Source organism: Erythrobacter ramosus, from assembly GCF_009828055.1.
In the GTDB taxonomy this organism is placed as follows: domain Bacteria; phylum Pseudomonadota; class Alphaproteobacteria; order Sphingomonadales; family Sphingomonadaceae; genus Erythrobacter; species Erythrobacter ramosus.
The window spans coordinates 34,574-50,059 of the sequence record NZ_WTYB01000004.1 but is presented as its reverse complement, the minus strand read 5'-3'; the positions used below and the strand labels follow the sequence as shown (position 1 = coordinate 50,059).

Annotated in this window: 11 protein-coding genes; 7 read left to right on the top strand and 4 right to left on the bottom strand. The window is 63.5% G+C overall.

What is annotated here, in order from left to right:
• The first annotated feature begins 173 nt into the window (after positions 1 to 173).
• From GRI59_RS14230 to GRI59_RS14215, 4 genes are read left to right on the top strand one after another with little or no spacing between them, the layout of a single operon-like run.
• Positions 174 to 2,012: an alpha-amylase family glycosyl hydrolase gene (locus GRI59_RS14230; protein ID WP_160761912.1), complete on the top strand. Its 1,839-nt coding sequence runs from the start codon at positions 174 to 176 to the stop codon at positions 2,010 to 2,012.
• Positions 2,012 to 3,694 (top strand): alpha-amylase family glycosyl hydrolase, encoded by a 1,683-nt coding sequence (locus tag GRI59_RS14225; RefSeq protein WP_160761911.1) that lies wholly within the window; start codon positions 2,012 to 2,014, stop codon positions 3,692 to 3,694. Before GRI59_RS14230 ends, GRI59_RS14225 begins: the two co-directional genes overlap by 1 nt.
• Before the next feature lie 6 nt (positions 3,695 to 3,700).
• Entirely contained in the window at positions 3,701 to 4,732 is a 1,032-nt protein-coding gene (locus GRI59_RS14220; protein ID WP_160761910.1) for a LacI family DNA-binding transcriptional regulator, read from the top strand.
• Positions 4,729 to 6,258 carry a tryptophan halogenase family protein gene (locus GRI59_RS14215; protein WP_160761909.1) on the top strand — a complete coding sequence of 510 codons (1,530 nt, stop codon included), beginning with the start codon at positions 4,729 to 4,731 and terminating at the stop codon, positions 6,256 to 6,258. Before GRI59_RS14220 ends, GRI59_RS14215 begins: the two co-directional genes overlap by 4 nt.
• Before the next feature lie 162 nt (positions 6,259 to 6,420).
• Here the strand turns inward: GRI59_RS14215 and GRI59_RS14210 are convergent, their stop codons facing one another.
• On the bottom strand, positions 6,421 to 9,207 hold the full coding sequence (locus GRI59_RS14210) for a TonB-dependent receptor (RefSeq protein ID WP_160761908.1): 2,787 nt from the start codon (positions 9,205 to 9,207) through the stop codon (positions 6,421 to 6,423).
• Between the two features lie 337 nt (positions 9,208 to 9,544).
• Here GRI59_RS14210 and GRI59_RS14205 point away from each other — a divergent pair, with 337 nt between their 5' ends.
• Both GRI59_RS14205 and GRI59_RS14200 read left to right on the top strand, forming a co-directional pair.
• Entirely contained in the window at positions 9,545 to 10,315 is a 771-nt protein-coding gene (locus GRI59_RS14205) for a DUF6445 family protein (protein WP_337190285.1), read from the top strand.
• Between the two features lie 20 nt (positions 10,316 to 10,335).
• Positions 10,336 to 11,862 (top strand): tryptophan halogenase family protein, encoded by a 1,527-nt coding sequence (locus tag GRI59_RS14200; protein WP_160761906.1) that lies wholly within the window; start codon positions 10,336 to 10,338, stop codon positions 11,860 to 11,862.
• Between the two features lie 103 nt (positions 11,863 to 11,965).
• Here GRI59_RS14200 and GRI59_RS14195 read toward each other — a convergent pair whose 3' ends face one another.
• On the bottom strand, positions 11,966 to 12,475 hold the full coding sequence (locus tag GRI59_RS14195; protein WP_237440863.1) for a c-type cytochrome: 510 nt from the start codon (positions 12,473 to 12,475) through the stop codon (positions 11,966 to 11,968).
• 203 nt (positions 12,476 to 12,678) lie between these two features.
• Between GRI59_RS14195 and GRI59_RS14190 the strand changes: the two genes are divergently transcribed.
• A complete protein-coding gene (locus GRI59_RS14190; protein ID WP_160761905.1) occupies positions 12,679 to 13,491 on the top strand; it encodes a DUF1499 domain-containing protein in 813 nt (270 codons plus the stop codon).
• Here the strand turns inward: GRI59_RS14190 and GRI59_RS14185 are convergent.
• Both GRI59_RS14185 and GRI59_RS14180 read right to left on the bottom strand, forming a co-directional pair.
• The gene (locus tag GRI59_RS14185; RefSeq protein WP_160761904.1) at positions 13,488 to 14,093 is read right to left on the bottom strand and encodes a CDP-alcohol phosphatidyltransferase family protein; all 606 of its coding nucleotides are present in this window, start codon (positions 14,091 to 14,093) and stop codon (positions 13,488 to 13,490) included. The two genes, GRI59_RS14190 and GRI59_RS14185, sit on opposite strands and share 4 nt — an antisense overlap.
• Before the next feature lie 121 nt (positions 14,094 to 14,214).
• On the bottom strand, positions 14,215 to 15,486 hold the full coding sequence (locus GRI59_RS14180) for a nucleoside transporter C-terminal domain-containing protein (protein ID WP_160761903.1): 1,272 nt from the start codon (positions 15,484 to 15,486) through the stop codon (positions 14,215 to 14,217).

Here is a 15,486-nt window from a genome sequence, read left to right as displayed (position 1 = left end):
GCAAGAAACTTTCCGAAAATCTCAGGAAAATTTGCCTTTCGTTTAGCGCGAAAGCCTGTTTATCATTGCATTTTCGTTGTTTGTCCCATGATCCGTAACCCGTGCCCACTTTTCACAAAGATTTGCAAAATCTCTTCTGAAGTGTCAGAAACGCCGCCGGAGGGAGTTGGGTCATGACGCGAATCTTCGTGAGCTTAGCGGCTGTGCTGTGCGCGAGCACCGCCCTGGCAGGAGGGCCGGCTGCGGCCGAAACAACGGGCCTCGCCCCCATTTCCGAGCGCCAGCTTGAAGACGAGATCATCTATTTCGTCCTGCCCGACCGGTTCGAAAACGGTGACACATCGAATGATCGCGGCGGGATCAAGGGCGGCGTCTTCGATCACGGATTCGACCCCACTCACAAAGGCTTCTACCACGGCGGCGACCTCAAGGGGCTGACCGCCAAGCTCGATTACATTCAGGGCATGGGCGTCACCGCGATCTGGTTCGCGCCGGTGTTCAAGAACAAGCCGGTGCAGGGCAAGCCGGGCGAGGAAAGCTCGGGCTATCACGGCTACTGGGTGACCAATTTCACAAGCGTCGATCCGCATTTCGGCACCAATGCCGAGTTCAAGGCCTTCGTCGATGAAGCCCATGCGCGCGGGATGAAGGTCTACATGGACATCATCATCAACCACACCGCCGATGTGATCGACTATGCCGAGGGGACGGCCAATGGCTACGCTTATCGCAGCAAAGGCGACTATCCCTACGGCCGCAAAGGCGGCCCGAACGGCGCGCCGATCAACCAAGGCTTTGCGGGTGACGAAAACGCCGATCCCGCCAATTGGGCCAAGCTCACCGACCCCGCCTTCGCCTATACCCCCGTGGTGCCCGAGGCAGAAAAGACCGTGAAAGTGCCCGCGTGGCTCAATGACGTGACGCTTTACCACAACCGCGGCAATTCGCACTGGGTGGGGGAAAGCAGCGTCTATGGCGACTTTTCGGGCCTCGATGATCTGGCGACCGAAAATCCGCGCGTCGTTCAAGGCATGATCGCAATCTTCGGCCAGTGGATCGATGATTACGGGATCGACGGCTACCGCATCGACACCGCCAAGCACGTGAACCCGGAGTTCTGGCAGGCCTTCGTCCCCCCCATTCTGGAGCGGGCCAAGGCCAAGGGGATCGACCACTTCCACATCTTCGGTGAGATCGCTTACGAAGAACCCACCGCCACGCTCGCCGCGCAGGTGATGGCGGAAAGCCAGCTGCCCTACGCACTCGACATGGGCTTCGCGAAGGCCGTGCAATTGGTTGCGAGCGGCAAGGCCGGGCCGCGGCTGATGGCCGAATTCCTCCAGCAGGACGCGATCTATCCGGGCGGCGCGAAAACCGCGCTGGGCCTGCCGACCTTCCTCGGCAATCACGACTTCGGGCGCTTTTCGATGTTCGTGCGCGATATGAGCGGGTCGGATGATGCCGAAACGCTGCTGGCGCGGGTTAAGCTTGGCCATGCGATGATGTTCCTGCTGCGCGGCGTGCCGACGGTCTATTACGGCGACGAGCAGGGTTTCATCTCGGACGGCAATGACCAGCTGGCGCGCGAGGATATGTTCCCCAGCAAGGTCGCGGTCTATAACGACAACAGGCTGATCGGTACCACTGCCACCACGGAACAGAGCAACTTCGACACCGCCCATCCCCTGTACCGCCTGATCGCCGATCTGTCGGCGGCGCGCACCGCCAGCCCGGCGCTGCGGCGCGGCCTTTCCGAGGTGCGCGCTTTCGCGGAAACCGCCCCCGGCCTGCTCGCGGTCGAACGGCATGATCCCGAAACCGGACAGCGGGTGCTTGCGGTGTTCAATACGAGCGCATCGGCGCTTTCGCACAATGTCGAGGTGAGCTACCGGGCGAGCGGTGTCGCGCTCCTGGTCGGTAATTGTCCGACCACCCTCACCGCGCCGGGGACGGTGCGGATCACGCTGCCCGCGTTCGGCTTTGCCGCCTGCATTCTGGAGACTGACGACTAATGGCATCCGCCCAGTCCTGCGCTGGCCCGCAAGCCGCAGCCGAAACCGCCGCCAGCGACACCGATCGCTTGGGGGCCTGGTGGCGCGGCGCTGTCATCTACCAGATCTATCCGCGCAGCTTCCGAGACACCAATGGCGACGGGATCGGCGATCTTGCCGGGATTGCCGAAGGTCTGGACTACATCGCCGACCTCGGCGTTGACGGCATCTGGATCTCGCCGTTCTTCACCTCGCCAATGAAAGATTTCGGCTATGACGTGGCTGATTATTGCGGGATCGACCCCAGCTTCGGCAGCTTCGCCGATTTCGACCGGATCATCGCCAAGGCGCACGCGCTGGGCCTCAAGGTCATCATCGATCAGGTCTATTCGCACACGTCTGACGAGCACGCGTGGTTCCAGAAAAGTCGCGCCGATCGCATCAATCCGAAGGCCGACTGGTATGTCTGGGCCGACCCCAAGCCCGATGGCTCGCCGCCGTCGAACTGGCAGTCGGTGTTCGGCGGTTCGGCGTGGCAGTGGGATGGGCCGAGGAAGCAGTATTACCTGCACAACTTCCTCACCAGCCAACCTGACCTCAACGTCCATAATGTCGAAGTGCAGGATGCGCTGCTGGATGTTGCGCGGTTCTGGCTAGGCCGAGGCGTGGACGGCTTCCGATTGGATGCGCTCAACTTCTCGATGCATGACCCGGACCTGCGCGACAATCCGCCTAGCGGCGTGCCGATGGAGCTGGTGACCCGCCCGTTCGACATGCAAGTCAAGCAGTACAACCAATCGCACCCCGACATCGTCGCCTTCCTTGAACGGATCCGCGCCGCGATTGACGAGTTTCCCGGCCGCTTCACCGTCGCCGAAGTCGGCGGGCCGGAGCCGCTCGCCGAAATGAAGGCCTTCACCGAAGGCGGCAAGCGGCTGGATTCGGCCTATAACTTCGACTTCCTCTACGCCCCGCGCCTGACCGCGCCGCTGGTGCGCGCCAGCCTGTCGCAATGGGGCGGGGAGTCGGGCGAAGGCTGGCCCTCGTGGGCGTTTTCAAACCACGATGCGCCGCGCGCCGTAACCCGTTGGACGCTGGACGGTGACATGGCGCGCGCCGCGCGGCTCAACCTCCTGCTGCTGCTTAGCCTGCGCGGCAATCCGATCATCTATCAGGGCGAGGAACTGGGCCTGCCGCAGGGCGAGGTCGCGTTCGAAGACCTGCAAGACCCCGAGGCCATCGCCAATTGGCCGCACACCTTGGGCCGCGATGGTGCGCGCACCCCGATGCCGTGGGCGGCCAATGCCCCGCAAGCGGGGTTCTCGAACGCCAACCGCACCTGGCTCAAGCTTGACCCGGTCCACACCGGCTTTGCCGTCGACAGTCAGGCGTCAGACCCCGCCTCGACCCTCGGTTACGCGCGCCAGCTACTGCGCCTGCGGCGGACTTCTCCCGCGCTGGTGCATGGCGATATTGCGCTGATCGACAGCCCGGATGACATCCTCGCCTTCCTGCGCCGGGACGAAAGCGGGGCGGTGCTCTGCGTCTTCAACCTCGGCGAAGCGCCTGCCCGGTGGAGCCCTCCGGCGGAACTTAGCGTCCTCAGCGTGATCGCTACCCAAAACACGGTCGACACGGCCGCCGCCTTGCCGCACGATCTTGCTCCCGGCACCGGCTATTGGGCCGTCGTGGCGGGCAGCTGAGGACGAATGACCGATACACTCTCCCCCGCATCCCGGCGCAGCGCGACGCTTGAGGATATCGCGCGCGAGGCAGGGGTCTCGATCTCGACCGTCAGCCGCGCGCTGAACGATAGTCCCTCGGTCAAACGCCGGACCAAGCAACAGATCTGGCAGATAGCCCGCGCGCATGATTACGAATTTCGCGCCTCGATGCCGAGCGGGCCGATAGGTGCGGATGCCACCATCGCCGTCGTCGTCCCTGCCCCGCAGGCGCGCGACAGCCGGGTGTCCGACCCGTTCTTCCTCGAACTGCTGGCCGGGATCGCCGAAGCCGCGCGGGAACGGAACGCGGACCTGATCATCAGCCACCTCAGCCCGCGCGCCGGCCTTGATCTCGATTACGCGATGAGCACCAGCCGTGCGACCGGGGTGATCTTCATCGGACAAAGCTCGCTGCACCACGAATTCAACGCGCTCGCCGCGCGCGACAATCGCTTCGTGGTGTGGGGCGCGGAGTTTCCCGACGCGCAATATTGCGTGATCGGATCGGACAATGTCGCTGGCGGCAGGCGGGCGACCGCGCACCTGGCGCGGCTTGGCCGCCGCCGCATCCTGTTCCTGGGCGATACCGAAGCGCCCGAGGCTGAACAGCGGTTCCGCGGGTACAAGCAGGCGCTCGATCAGGCGGGCATCGCGCTGAATGACGTGCTGATCGTCCCTGCTCATTTCGAAGTCCACTCGGCCGAAGCGGCCGTGCGTAGCGCGATTGCGCGCGGGCTCAAGTTCGATGCGGTGTTCGCCGTTAGTGACCTGATCGCCATCGGCGCGATCCGGGCGCTGACGCGTTCGGGTATGCGGGTGCCGGAGGACGTTTCGGTGGTGGGCTATGACAACATCCCCGCGGCGCGTCTCGTCACCCCGCAGCTCACCACGATCGATCAGGACGCCAACCTAGCGGGCCGGATGCTGGTGTCAAAGCTGATCGACAAGGGTGACGGCCCGGCGATTTCGCAGCGGCTCGAAACCAGCCTGCTGATCCGCGAAAGCTGCGGGGGATGAGCCAGCCCGCCCCGCTCAAGAGCATCGTGATTGTCGGCGGCGGCAGCGCGGGCTGGATGACGGCGGCGGCGCTTTCCCATGCGGTCGGACGATCCTGCGCCATCACGCTGATCGAGAGCGAGGCCATCGGCACCGTCGGCGTGGGCGAGGCGACCATTCCGCCGATCCGCAACTTCAACCAGCGCCTCGGCATCGACGAGGCGACCTTCGTGCGCGAAACGCAGGGGTCATACAAACTCGGGATCGAATTCGTCGACTGGGGGCGCAAAGGGCATTCCTACTTCCACCCCTTCGGCCAGTATGGCGCCGAATTCGACAACGTGCCCTTCTATCACCACTGGATGCGCGAAAGCCTTGAGGGCCGGATCGACGGCCCGATTGACGATTTCTCGATGTGCTGGGCGATGGCGAAGGCGGGCAAGTTCACCCACCCCTCCCCCGACCGGCGAATGATCCAGTCGACCTTTGATTACGCCTATCACTTCGATGCCGGGCTCTACGCCGCCTACCTGCGCCGCTTTGCCGAAAGTCGGGGCGTGGTGCGCAAGGAAGGCAAGGTCGTTGACGTTTCGTTGCGCAGTCATGACGGGTTCGTTGATAGCGTGTTGCTCGATGATGGCACGCGCATCGCGGGCGAATTTTTCATCGATTGCAGCGGCTTTCGGGGTCTGCTGATCGAAGAGGCGCTAGAGGCAGGCTACGACAACTGGCAGCACTGGCTCCCCTGCGACCGTGCTGTGGCCGTGCCCAGTGAACGGGGGGGCGAAAAGGGCGAGTTCACCCCCTACACCCGCTCCACCGCACGTGAGGCCGGGTGGCAGTGGCGCATCCCGCTCCAGCACCGCACCGGCAATGGCTATGTCCATTGCAGCGAGTTCATTTCTGAGGACGAGGCCAGCGCCACGCTGCTGGCGAACCTCGACGGCAAGGCACTGGCCGACCCGCGCCCCTTGCGCTTCGTCACTGGCAAGCGCCGCGAATTCTGGAAGCGCAATTGCGTTGCCATCGGGCTGTCGGCGGGCTTCATGGAGCCGCTGGAATCGACCAGCCTGCATCTCATCCAATACGGCATCCTGCGGCTCATCGCCCTTCTGCCGGATAGCGCCATGTCACCGCTGTTGGCGCACGAGTACAATGCGCAGACGGCCCGCGAATACGAACTGATCCGCGACTTCCTGATCCTCCATTACAAGGCGAGCGAGCGGCAGGATTCCGAGCTGTGGCGCTATTGCGCCGCCATGCCGATCCCCGACAGCCTGCAATACAAGATCGACCATTTCCGCGCCCACGGGATGCTGGTGGCAGAGAGCCACGAGCTGTTTGCCAATCCCAGCTGGATCGCGGTCTATCTGGGTCAGGGGATCGTGCCAAACCGGGCACCCGCCCTCGCCGCGATGCGCGAAGGCGTGCCGGTGGCCGAGCGGCTCGCGCAGATTCGCGCGGCAATGAGCGAGGCAGTGGCGGCCATGCCCTCCCACAGCGAATTCGTCGCCCGGCATTGCGCCGCCGCACCCCTCGCCGCCTGACCTACCCATCGCAAATGTTCCGCGTGGAACAGTGATCGAGCGCCCAACCTAGCGCCGCGCAGGGCCCTGCCCAGTCCCACCGGGCGCTCCTCTAAAGCGAAAGGGCCCGCCGTTTCCGGCGAGCCCCCCCTGCAACCCTGGTAAGGCCCGAGGGCCTTCGCGTCAGAAGCTCTTGCGGATCGTGAACTGGAACGTCCGTCCGTAGATTTCGTGCCGGCTCGGGAAGGAGGTGCCGAGGCTGGCGCCGCCCGCATTGAACAGTTCGTTCTGCGTCCTGAACGGCTGATCTGTCAGGTTGAACACTTCGGCCAGGACCTGCACCCCGTTGAGGACACTGCCTTCCTTCTCGAAGGTATAGCCAAGCTGGGCATCGAGGATCGTTTCGCTGAGAGCTTCGGCCCCTTCGAGACCGCCCGCAAAGTTCGGCACTTCCGACAGGAAGCCACCACGGTAACGCGCGGCGAGCTTGGCACGGAAGCCGTACTTTTCGTAGAAGATGTCGCTCGACCAGGTGAGATCCGAATAGCCGGGGATGCGGATCGGGTTCTGACCCGGCGGATCGATCTTGGCGTCGGAATAGGTGACCGAGTAGAACCCGCCAAAGCCGTCGAGCGCATCAATGAAGTCGCCGAAGTTGACGCGCACCGTCCCTTCGATCCCGGTGATGTTGCCATCGGAGAAGTTAACCGGGCCATCGAACGCGCCGGTGGCAAGTTGGGGCGCATTCGTGAGGATGGAACCGAAACCGGCATTTTCGATCTGCTGGGTGAGATCAAGAATGGTCGGCTGATTGATCACCCAGTCCGACAAGTCCTTGTGGAAGGCCGCGATGATGATCGCAGTTCCCGGCGAGAAGTACTTTTCGAACGAGATGTCGAACGATGTCGAACGATACGGCTGCAAGGTCGGGTTGCCGCCACTGAGGTTGAAGCACACCAGCGCCGGCGGATTGAAGCCGATTACCGTATCAGGGATCTGGTCGGCGTTGGTATCAGAGCAGCTCAGCGGGTTAACGTTGATGTTTTGGTTCGCCGCCAGCTGATCCAACCGCGCGCGGGTGATCGACTTGGCATAGGCGACGCGGATGAAGGTATCCTCCATCACTTCAAAGCTGAGGTTCGCGCTCGGCAGCCAGTTGTCGTAGTTCGCGCTGACTTCGTTGACGCGGCCGCCGCTGATCGTGCCAGTCGAAGACTGCGAGGTATCGACATAGCGCAGGCCGATATTGCCGCGCACCGGCACCGAGCCGACCTCACCGTCAATATTGGCCTGAATGTAGAAATTGTGCACCTGCTCGTCCACCAGCCATTCGGTATCGTCGGTCGCCGCCTGAAGCGTATAGGCGCCGTTGGTCAGCAGGCTCGCCGGATTATAGGCGATGATGTCCTGTCCAATGCCCTTGGTATTGGTCGAGCCAATGATGGTGTCCGAGGGGATCGCCCGTGAGCTGTTCACGAAGCCCGCGCCGGGCCGCAGGAAGATGCCGTTGTTGTCGAAGTCCTTCGAACGGTCGGTGTAGAGCCAGCCCGCGACAATGCGATCAATGAAGCCCCCGTCGAACTCCCAATAGGCCTCGGCGCGCAGTTGGTGCAACTCGTCGTTGGTTTCCGGAACGCGCAGGAAGCCAACCTGGCCCCACCCGCCCGGATCGGTGAGCAGCACGTTGGCCGGGTTGGTGTAATCGATCAGCCCGTCGATGGTGTATTCACCGTTCGGGTTGAAGTTGAACGTCAGCGTGTCAGCCGGGCCCGAGCCGTTCCGACCCGTACCGGCGTAGGATTCATAGTTCACGTCGTCGCGATCAAGCGTAGAGTAACCGTAGTCGAGGACGAAGCCGAGATTGTCAGTCGCCTTCCACTCCATGTTGCCGCCTATGGCAAAGATCGACGAATCTGCGCCCTGGGTGTCGGTGCGCAGGATCGGGAAGACGTTGCGATAGGTCGCCGATTCCGCAAACGGGCCGGACCCGGTCACGGCGCCGACCTGCGCCCCGCCATTGGTGCTCCACGAAGCGATGGGAGTTTCGGTTCCGCGGAAGATGCCCGAATCGTCGGTCGCGGTGTAGAAACTGTCGATGGTCAGCGAGAAGGTGTCGGTCGGCTCAAATTGCAGACTGCCTGCCACCGACGTGCGCTTGAACTCGCGGCTCTGCACACCCTGACGCGGGTTGTCGCGCGGGAAGATGACGCCGGCGGGAGTGCGGGCAATCTGGCCGTTATTGGTCTTCAGCTCGCGCTGGATGATCTGGGTCGGGATCGACTGCACCGTCGCGCCGATCGACCAGCCGATGGTGCCATCAGCGTTTTGATCAATATAGCTGCCGAAGAAGCGGTAACCGTCAGCCCCGAAATCCGGATTCAGCGAGCCGTTGTCGTTGATCGTGTAGGTGCCCGAGAGGGTCATCTGGCGCTTCTTCGAATCGAGCGGCTTGACCGTGCGCAGGTCAACGGCGCCCGCGATCCCGATCGAGGCCAGTTGCGCATCACCGGTTTTGTACACCACGCCCGAACCGATCAGTTCGGAGGGAAACTGGTCAAATTCGATCCCGCGATTGTTGCCAGCCGACACCACTTCGCGGCCGTTGAGCAGCGCGAGGGAGAAATCAGGGCCGAGACCGCGGATCGAGACTTGCTGCGAACGGCCACGGACGCGCTGAGCGGTCACACCCGGCAGGCGGGCAAGCGAGTCGGCGATTGACAGATCGGGCAGCAGGCCAAGATCTTCGGACGAGATCACTTCGACGATCGAGGTCGCGTTGCGCTTGGCATCAAGCGAGGACTGGATCGATCCACGAATGCCGGTGACGACGATGTCTTCGCCTTCATCCTCGACGGCAGCCGGTTCTTCAACCTCCTGCGCCATAACCGGCGTGCCGGTGACGGCCAGTGCCAGGAATGTTGCGGCCCCGCACAGCAGGCGCGCGCTTGCATTGATCCCATTCGCTTTCATCAGAAATCCCCTCCCGCAAGCGCCCCTCAACGTGCGCTTTTGCAGTTTTTTTCATAGCCCAACATGAACCTCAGGTAAATCGACAAAAAGCAGATGCACGGGAGCAACCGAAATTTTGTGCATAAATTCAATATATCAATATTTTAGATCGCTTTTGGTAACGTTCACAAAGGTTTTGGAGCACGGCTGCGGGCCGAAATGTTGCTTGATTGACACAGTTTTGGTCGATGCCGCAGCGCAGCATTGGCACGGACCCGATCACTCAGTGGTTGGATCGCGCTAGACGCCGCGGGTAGCCCACTATTTTCTCGCTATTTCATTGGTCTAGGCTTTCCATATGGACTGTCTGCCGGAGTTTGATAGGCTCGCCCGCATGGCCACACTGCCCACTTCTTCCCAGCAATCACCCCCCCAAGGATGGGGCATTTCCCTCGCTCACACGCAGACAGGGGTGTTTTCGGCGTGCAATCATATGCTTGCTAGCATCAACGGATTCCTCGAAACGCCTGAACAGGTCATTTTGCAGGCATGTTTGCAAAATTTTGCAAAGATCACGCCGCAATATCCCGGAGTGCGGGCGCCGCTTGATCCGGCGATCTGCCGCGTCTGGCTCACCAAGCTGACACCGCTGCTGGATCAGTGGTTTGGCCCATATGGCCGTCCGTGGGAGATGCAGGCGTGGTATTCGCTGGTGACCACCCCGCCCGCCGAGCTCGCGCCGATCCAGTGCCTCCCCCATGTCGACGGCACCGATCCGACGCAGATCGCGATGATGCTCTATCTCCACCGCACGGGTCACGGCGGCACGGCGTTCTTCCGCCATCGGGCAACCGGGCTCGAGTCGCTGACCGCCAATGACTACCCGCGCTATGCTGCCGCGGTGCGGGCCGATGTCGCGCGCACCGGACTGCCGCCGGCCGCCTACCCCACCCATGGCGCCCCGCATTTCGAGCGGGTTCACGCGGTCCCCGGCGCGTTCAACAGTGCGGTATTCTATCGCGGCAACATTCTGCACAGCGGGGTGATCGACAATGCCGCGCCACTGAGCGCTGACCCTGCCGAGGGCCGGCTGACGATCAATGCCTTCTTCCGCCCGGCGGCGGGATAAGGCGCAACAGGGACGGGATAATGCAACCAGAGGTCAGAAAACTCGTGATCGTCGGCGGTGGGACGGCGGGCTGGATCACCGCCGCCGCCTTCAGCCGCCTGCTGGGCCAACGCCTCACCATCGAACTGGTCGAGAGCGAGGCGATCGGCACGGTCGGCGTGGGTGAGGCGACGATCCCGCAGATCATCCGGCTGAACACCATTCTCGGCATCGACGAGCATGAATTCCTGCGGGCGACTTCGGGCACCTTCAAACTCGGGATCGAATTCGTCGACTGGGGCAAGAAGGGTAGCCGCTATCTCCACACCTTCGGCGAAACGGGTATGAGCCTCAGCAATGTTGCCTTCCATCACTATTGGCGGCGCAGCGTGAGCGGCGAGGCGGCGCCCGATCCCAAGGGGCTGTGGGACTATTCGCTGCACCAGCAGGCGGCAGAGCAATCGCGCTTTGGCAAGCTCGACCGAGTCGGCAATACCGCGATGACCGGGCTCGCCTATGCCTATCATTTCGACGCCAGCCGCTATGCCCTGTTCCTGCGCGCTTATAGCGAAAAGCGCGGGGTGACGCGGACCGAGGGGATCGTTGAAGCCGTTGAACGCGATGGCGAATCCGGTGACCTCACCGCCATCACCCTGAAGAATGGAAAGCGCGTCGCAGGCGATTTCTTCATCGATTGCACCGGCTTCCGCTCGCTCCTGCTGGGCGGGACGCTGGGGGTGGGTTACGAGGACTGGTCGCGCTGGTTGCCATGTGACCGTGCGCTAGCAGTCCCGAGCGAGCGGCTGCCGACGCTGGTGCCCTACACCCGCGCCACGGCGAAGGATGCAGGCTGGCAGTGGCGCATCCCCTTGCAGCACCGCACCGGCAACGGGCACGTCTATTCGAGCGGGTTCACCAGTGATGACGCGGCGGCCGATGTGTTGCTCCAGGGGCTGGACACCAAGGCGCTTGGTGATCCTCGTCCGATCCGGTTCACCACCGGGCGGCGCGAGACCTTCTGGGCGCATAATTGCGCGGCAATCGGGCTGTCGAGCGGATTTCTCGAACCGCTCGAATCGACCTCGATCCACCTGATCCAGTCGCATGTGAGCCGCCTGATCCAGCTGTTTCCGCGGGCCGGCAACCCGGCGGCGATGCGGGACGAATACAACCGCCGCTGCACCGCCGAGTTTGCGCAGATCCGCGATTTCCTGATCCTGCACTACCACCGCACGGACCGCGAGGATTCGGAATTCTGGCGCTACTGCAAGCATATGGACGTGCCCGACAGCCTCACCCACAAGATGGAGCTGTTTGCCGCATCGGGCCGTGTCGGGCGTGATCACGATGATCTGTTCCGCGATGCGAGCTGGGTGCAAGTGATGCTGGGTCAGGGCATCATGCCAGCCGATTACGATCCGATGGCCGATCAGATCGCGCCCGCACAATTGACCGAATTCCTAGCCAACCTGCGGACCCTGATCGCCCGCGGCATCGCCAGCCTGCCGACTCACGAGGATTACCTGCGACAGCATTGCCCCGCCGACGCAAGCCTGCTGGCCGCCTGAGGCTTACCCCGCAGCGCGAGAGCCTTGCCCCACCGAACCGCCCACGAAAAAGGGCGGCGCAGTTTCCCGCGCCGCCCCATCATTCTCGCCCGGAGGCGATGAATTACTTCGACTGGGCTTCCAGATAGGCGACCAGGTTAGCGCGCTTCTGCGCATCCTTGACGCCCGGGAAGGCCATCTTGGTGCCCGGCACGTAGGCCTTGGGATCTTCGAGGTATTCGAACAGAACTTCCGGCGTCCAGGTGATGCCGCTGTTCTTGTTGGCGTCCGAGTAGCTGAAGCCAGCGACCGAGCCCGACTTGCGGCCAACGATCTTGTGCAGCGACGGGCCGACGCGGTTCACACCTTCGTCGAACACGTGGCAGGTGCGGCAAGCCGCAAACACCTTTTCGCCGGCAGCGGCGTCAGTGGTGAAGCTGGCATATTCGACCTTGGCACCGTCAGCGGCAGCAGCCGCCGGAGTTTCTGCCGCCGCCGGGGTTTCGACGGCCATGGCTTCTTCGGTAGCCGCCGGGGCCGGAGCATTGGCGTCGCCGCCAGCACCGCCACCGCAAGCCGAAAGGGTAACGAGGCTCGCCAGCGCGGCCGCGCCCATCAGGAAATTACGCTTCATGGTTATCTGTCCTCTGAACAACTTGTTCCTCCCGCATCCCAGCGGGCTTTAAACCAGATTTTCGGGCATGGAAAGCGGGACTTCACGTGTCGCCAAGGCCCTCTCCCCAGATACCGTTACCCAGCAACGCGTATACCCGCAAAGGGTTTCAGGCCTGTGCCACAAAGATTGCCATGCTCGCGCCCGGCGTTATGACTGCGGGCATGACAAATTTGCCCAAGCACACCAAGCTCGTTCTCGCCCTTTTGGCGTTCATCCCGCTCTATTTCGCGATTGCCGCGCTGGGCACCAAATTCGGAATCTGGAGCTGGCAGATCGGGTTGATGACGCTGACATTCTTCGGCGGCATGATCGTGCTGGGGGTAACCGCGCTGGCCGCGCTGGTTTCGCTGATTCTGTCCGCCCGCGCCAAACCGCGCCGCAACGGCCCGCTGGCCGCAGCGATTCTCGGCCTGCTGGCACCGGGCGCTGCGCTGGTGATGTTCATGAGCGCTGGCGGCAAGGCCGAACAGAACCCAATCCACGACATCGCCACCGATACCGGCAACCCGCCCGTCTTCTCGGCCGAGACCATGGCCGCGCGAGCTAAGGCGAAAGCGAACCCGGTTAGCGATTATCAAACCCCGCTGGGTCAGCTTGAGCTCTACAAGGAGCGAGTCTCGCCCGAGCTTGCGGTGAAATCGCACGCGCAGATCATCACTGACCGCAAGGATCGCCCGGCACCGCTGCCACTGGGCGGCGCGGGCAAGGCCGAAGGCGTCGCCGCCGTGGCCGCGGCGATGGGCGCGATGGGCCTTACCGATATTCGCCCCGATCCGGCCGCCGGCATCGTCGAGGGCGTGGCCGAGACCTTCTGGTTCGGCTTCAAGGATGATGTCGTCGCCCGCGTGGGTGACAGCCAGATCGACTTCCGCTCGGTCAGCCGTGTGGGTGTCAGCGATCTCGGCGCCAACGCTGCGCGCATCGCCGAACTGCGGTCGCGCACCGAAGCGCTGTTGGGTGCGGCGAGCCGCTAATCGCGGAAGGCGCTGACCGCCATCGCGCTGCGCTGGACCACGGTGAGAACGCATAGGCAGGCATAGGCATAGGCAAACACGCCGAACCACGCGGGCACTGCGCACATGGCGATGAAGACCGCGATGGTCTCGGCCCCTTCGGCAAGGCCGGTGGAGTAGAAGAAGCTCTTCTTGCCATGCGCCTCGGTGGTCGCCCCGCGCTTGGCGGCGATCACGGCGAAGGCGAGGAAGCTCACCCCGGTCAGCACAAAACTCGCCACCAGCACCAAAGCGGGGAGGGTGTTGGCTGGGCTGAGAAGGCCGAAGCCGACGGGAACGCTGACATAGAAAGCAAAGTCGGCGACAATATCGAAATAACCACCAAGGTCGGTCGGCCCCCGCACCCGCGCCACCGCGCCGTCCAGCCCGTCAGCAATGCGGTTGGCGAGGATCAGCGAGAGGCCCCAGCCGACATGGCCCAGCGCAATGGCCGTCGCGCCTGCCAGCCCGAGTAAAAGGCCGGTGAAGGTCAGCGCGTTGGCCGTCACCCCCACCCCCGCCAGCAGACGGGCCAGCCGGCTCAGCGGCGGGTCGATCAGGGGGCGGAGTTTGGCGTCGAACACTAAAGCTCTCCCCGTCCCGGGCTTGACCCGTGACCCAGCTTCCTGTTGCGACAAGCGTAGGGCGGAAGAACAGCGGGGCCCCGGGTCAAGCCCGGGACGGGTGTGAAGGGATCAGCCCCCCTCACCATGTCACCAGCCCGATCCACGCCCCCGTCATCGCGCTGGCGAGGTTACCGGAAATCCAGCTTTTCATCCCCAGCCCCGCAGCCTCTGCGCGGCGTTCAGGGCAGAGCGTGCCAATGGTCGAAACCAGCAGACCGACGCTGGCGAGGTTTGCCACGCCGCACAGCGCATAGGTGACGATCAGCTGGCTCCTCGGCCCCAGCGTCCCGTCCGGCAGCGCGGCGAGTTCGAGATAGGCGACATATTCGTTGAGCACCGCCTTGGTGCCCATCAATCCGCCCGCTGCCTGCGCCTCGCTCCACGGCACGCCGAGCAACCACATGAAGGGCGCCAGCGCCCAGCCAAGCAGCCGCTTGAGGCTGAGCGGATCGCCATCCACCAGCGGCAGCAGCGCCAGCACCATATCGACCAGCGCCACCAGCGCGAACACCGTGATGATCACCGCGATCACGCTGAGGAACAGCTGCATCCCGTCCATCGTGCCTTTGACGATGGCATCGATGCTCGATTCGTAACGCAGACCCGGGTCTTCCTTTTCCACCTCGGTCGCAACATCGTCAGGCGTCCCCGGCACCATCAGCCGCGCGATCAGCAGCGCGGCGGGAAGCGAAATCAGCGAGGCGGAGATCATGTGGCCGACCGCATCCGGCACGGTTTCGCGCAAAGTGGTGGCATAAAGGATCAGGATCGCACCGCTGATGGTCGCCATCGTCAACGTCATGATCTGGAACAGCTCGGTCCGGCTGATGCGCGCGAAATAAGCGCGGGTGACAAGCGGCGCTTCGACCACGCCGAGAAACACGCTCGCCCCGCCCGACAGGCCGACGACGCCGGAGACGCCCAAGCTGCGGCGCAGCAAGAAGCTGAGGCCGTTCACCATCCAGCGCAGCACGCCCCAGTGCCACAGCAGCGCCGCCAAGGCGGAGAAGACGATCACCAGCGGCAGGATCTGGAAGGCGATCACGAGCGGCGGCTGCGCGCCCTCTTTCAGCGCAAACGGCAGCTCCGCCCCGCCAAGATAGCCGAACATATAGGACGAGCCTTTGAGCGTCGCCGCCTCGACTGCGCTCACCGCATTATTGACGAGGCCTACCGCCTGCCAGACGATCGGCACCCGCACGATCAGCACCGCCAGCACACCCTGAAGCGCCAGCGCGCCTGCGATCCAGCGCCAGCCGGGGTGGGCCTTGCGGTTCTCGCTGATGGCCCATGCGATGCCGATCAGCACCGCAATGCCGATGATCCCGCGCAGCTGGTCGAACAACTCCAC

What these genes read in the sequence shown, in the direction of transcription:
- GRI59_RS14220 (WP_160761910.1), top strand. Translation starts at nt 3,701, where the DNA reads ATGACCGATACACTCTCCCCCGCATCCCGGCGCAGCGCGACGCTTGAG.
- GRI59_RS14210 (WP_160761908.1), bottom strand. Translation starts at nt 9,207, where the DNA reads ATGAAAGCGAATGGGATCAATGCAAGCGCGCGCCTGCTGTGCGGGGCC.
- GRI59_RS14205 (WP_337190285.1), top strand. Translation starts at nt 9,545, where the DNA reads ATGGACTGTCTGCCGGAGTTTGATAGGCTCGCCCGCATGGCCACACTG.
- GRI59_RS14225 (WP_160761911.1), top strand. Translation starts at nt 2,012, where the DNA reads ATGGCATCCGCCCAGTCCTGCGCTGGCCCGCAAGCCGCAGCCGAAACC.
- GRI59_RS14195 (WP_237440863.1), bottom strand. Translation starts at nt 12,475, where the DNA reads ATGAAGCGTAATTTCCTGATGGGCGCGGCCGCGCTGGCGAGCCTCGTT.
- GRI59_RS14200 (WP_160761906.1), top strand. Translation starts at nt 10,336, where the DNA reads ATGCAACCAGAGGTCAGAAAACTCGTGATCGTCGGCGGTGGGACGGCG.
- GRI59_RS14230 (WP_160761912.1), top strand. Translation starts at nt 174, where the DNA reads ATGACGCGAATCTTCGTGAGCTTAGCGGCTGTGCTGTGCGCGAGCACC.
- GRI59_RS14190 (WP_160761905.1), top strand. Translation starts at nt 12,679, where the DNA reads ATGACAAATTTGCCCAAGCACACCAAGCTCGTTCTCGCCCTTTTGGCG.
- GRI59_RS14215 (WP_160761909.1), top strand. Translation starts at nt 4,729, where the DNA reads ATGAGCCAGCCCGCCCCGCTCAAGAGCATCGTGATTGTCGGCGGCGGC.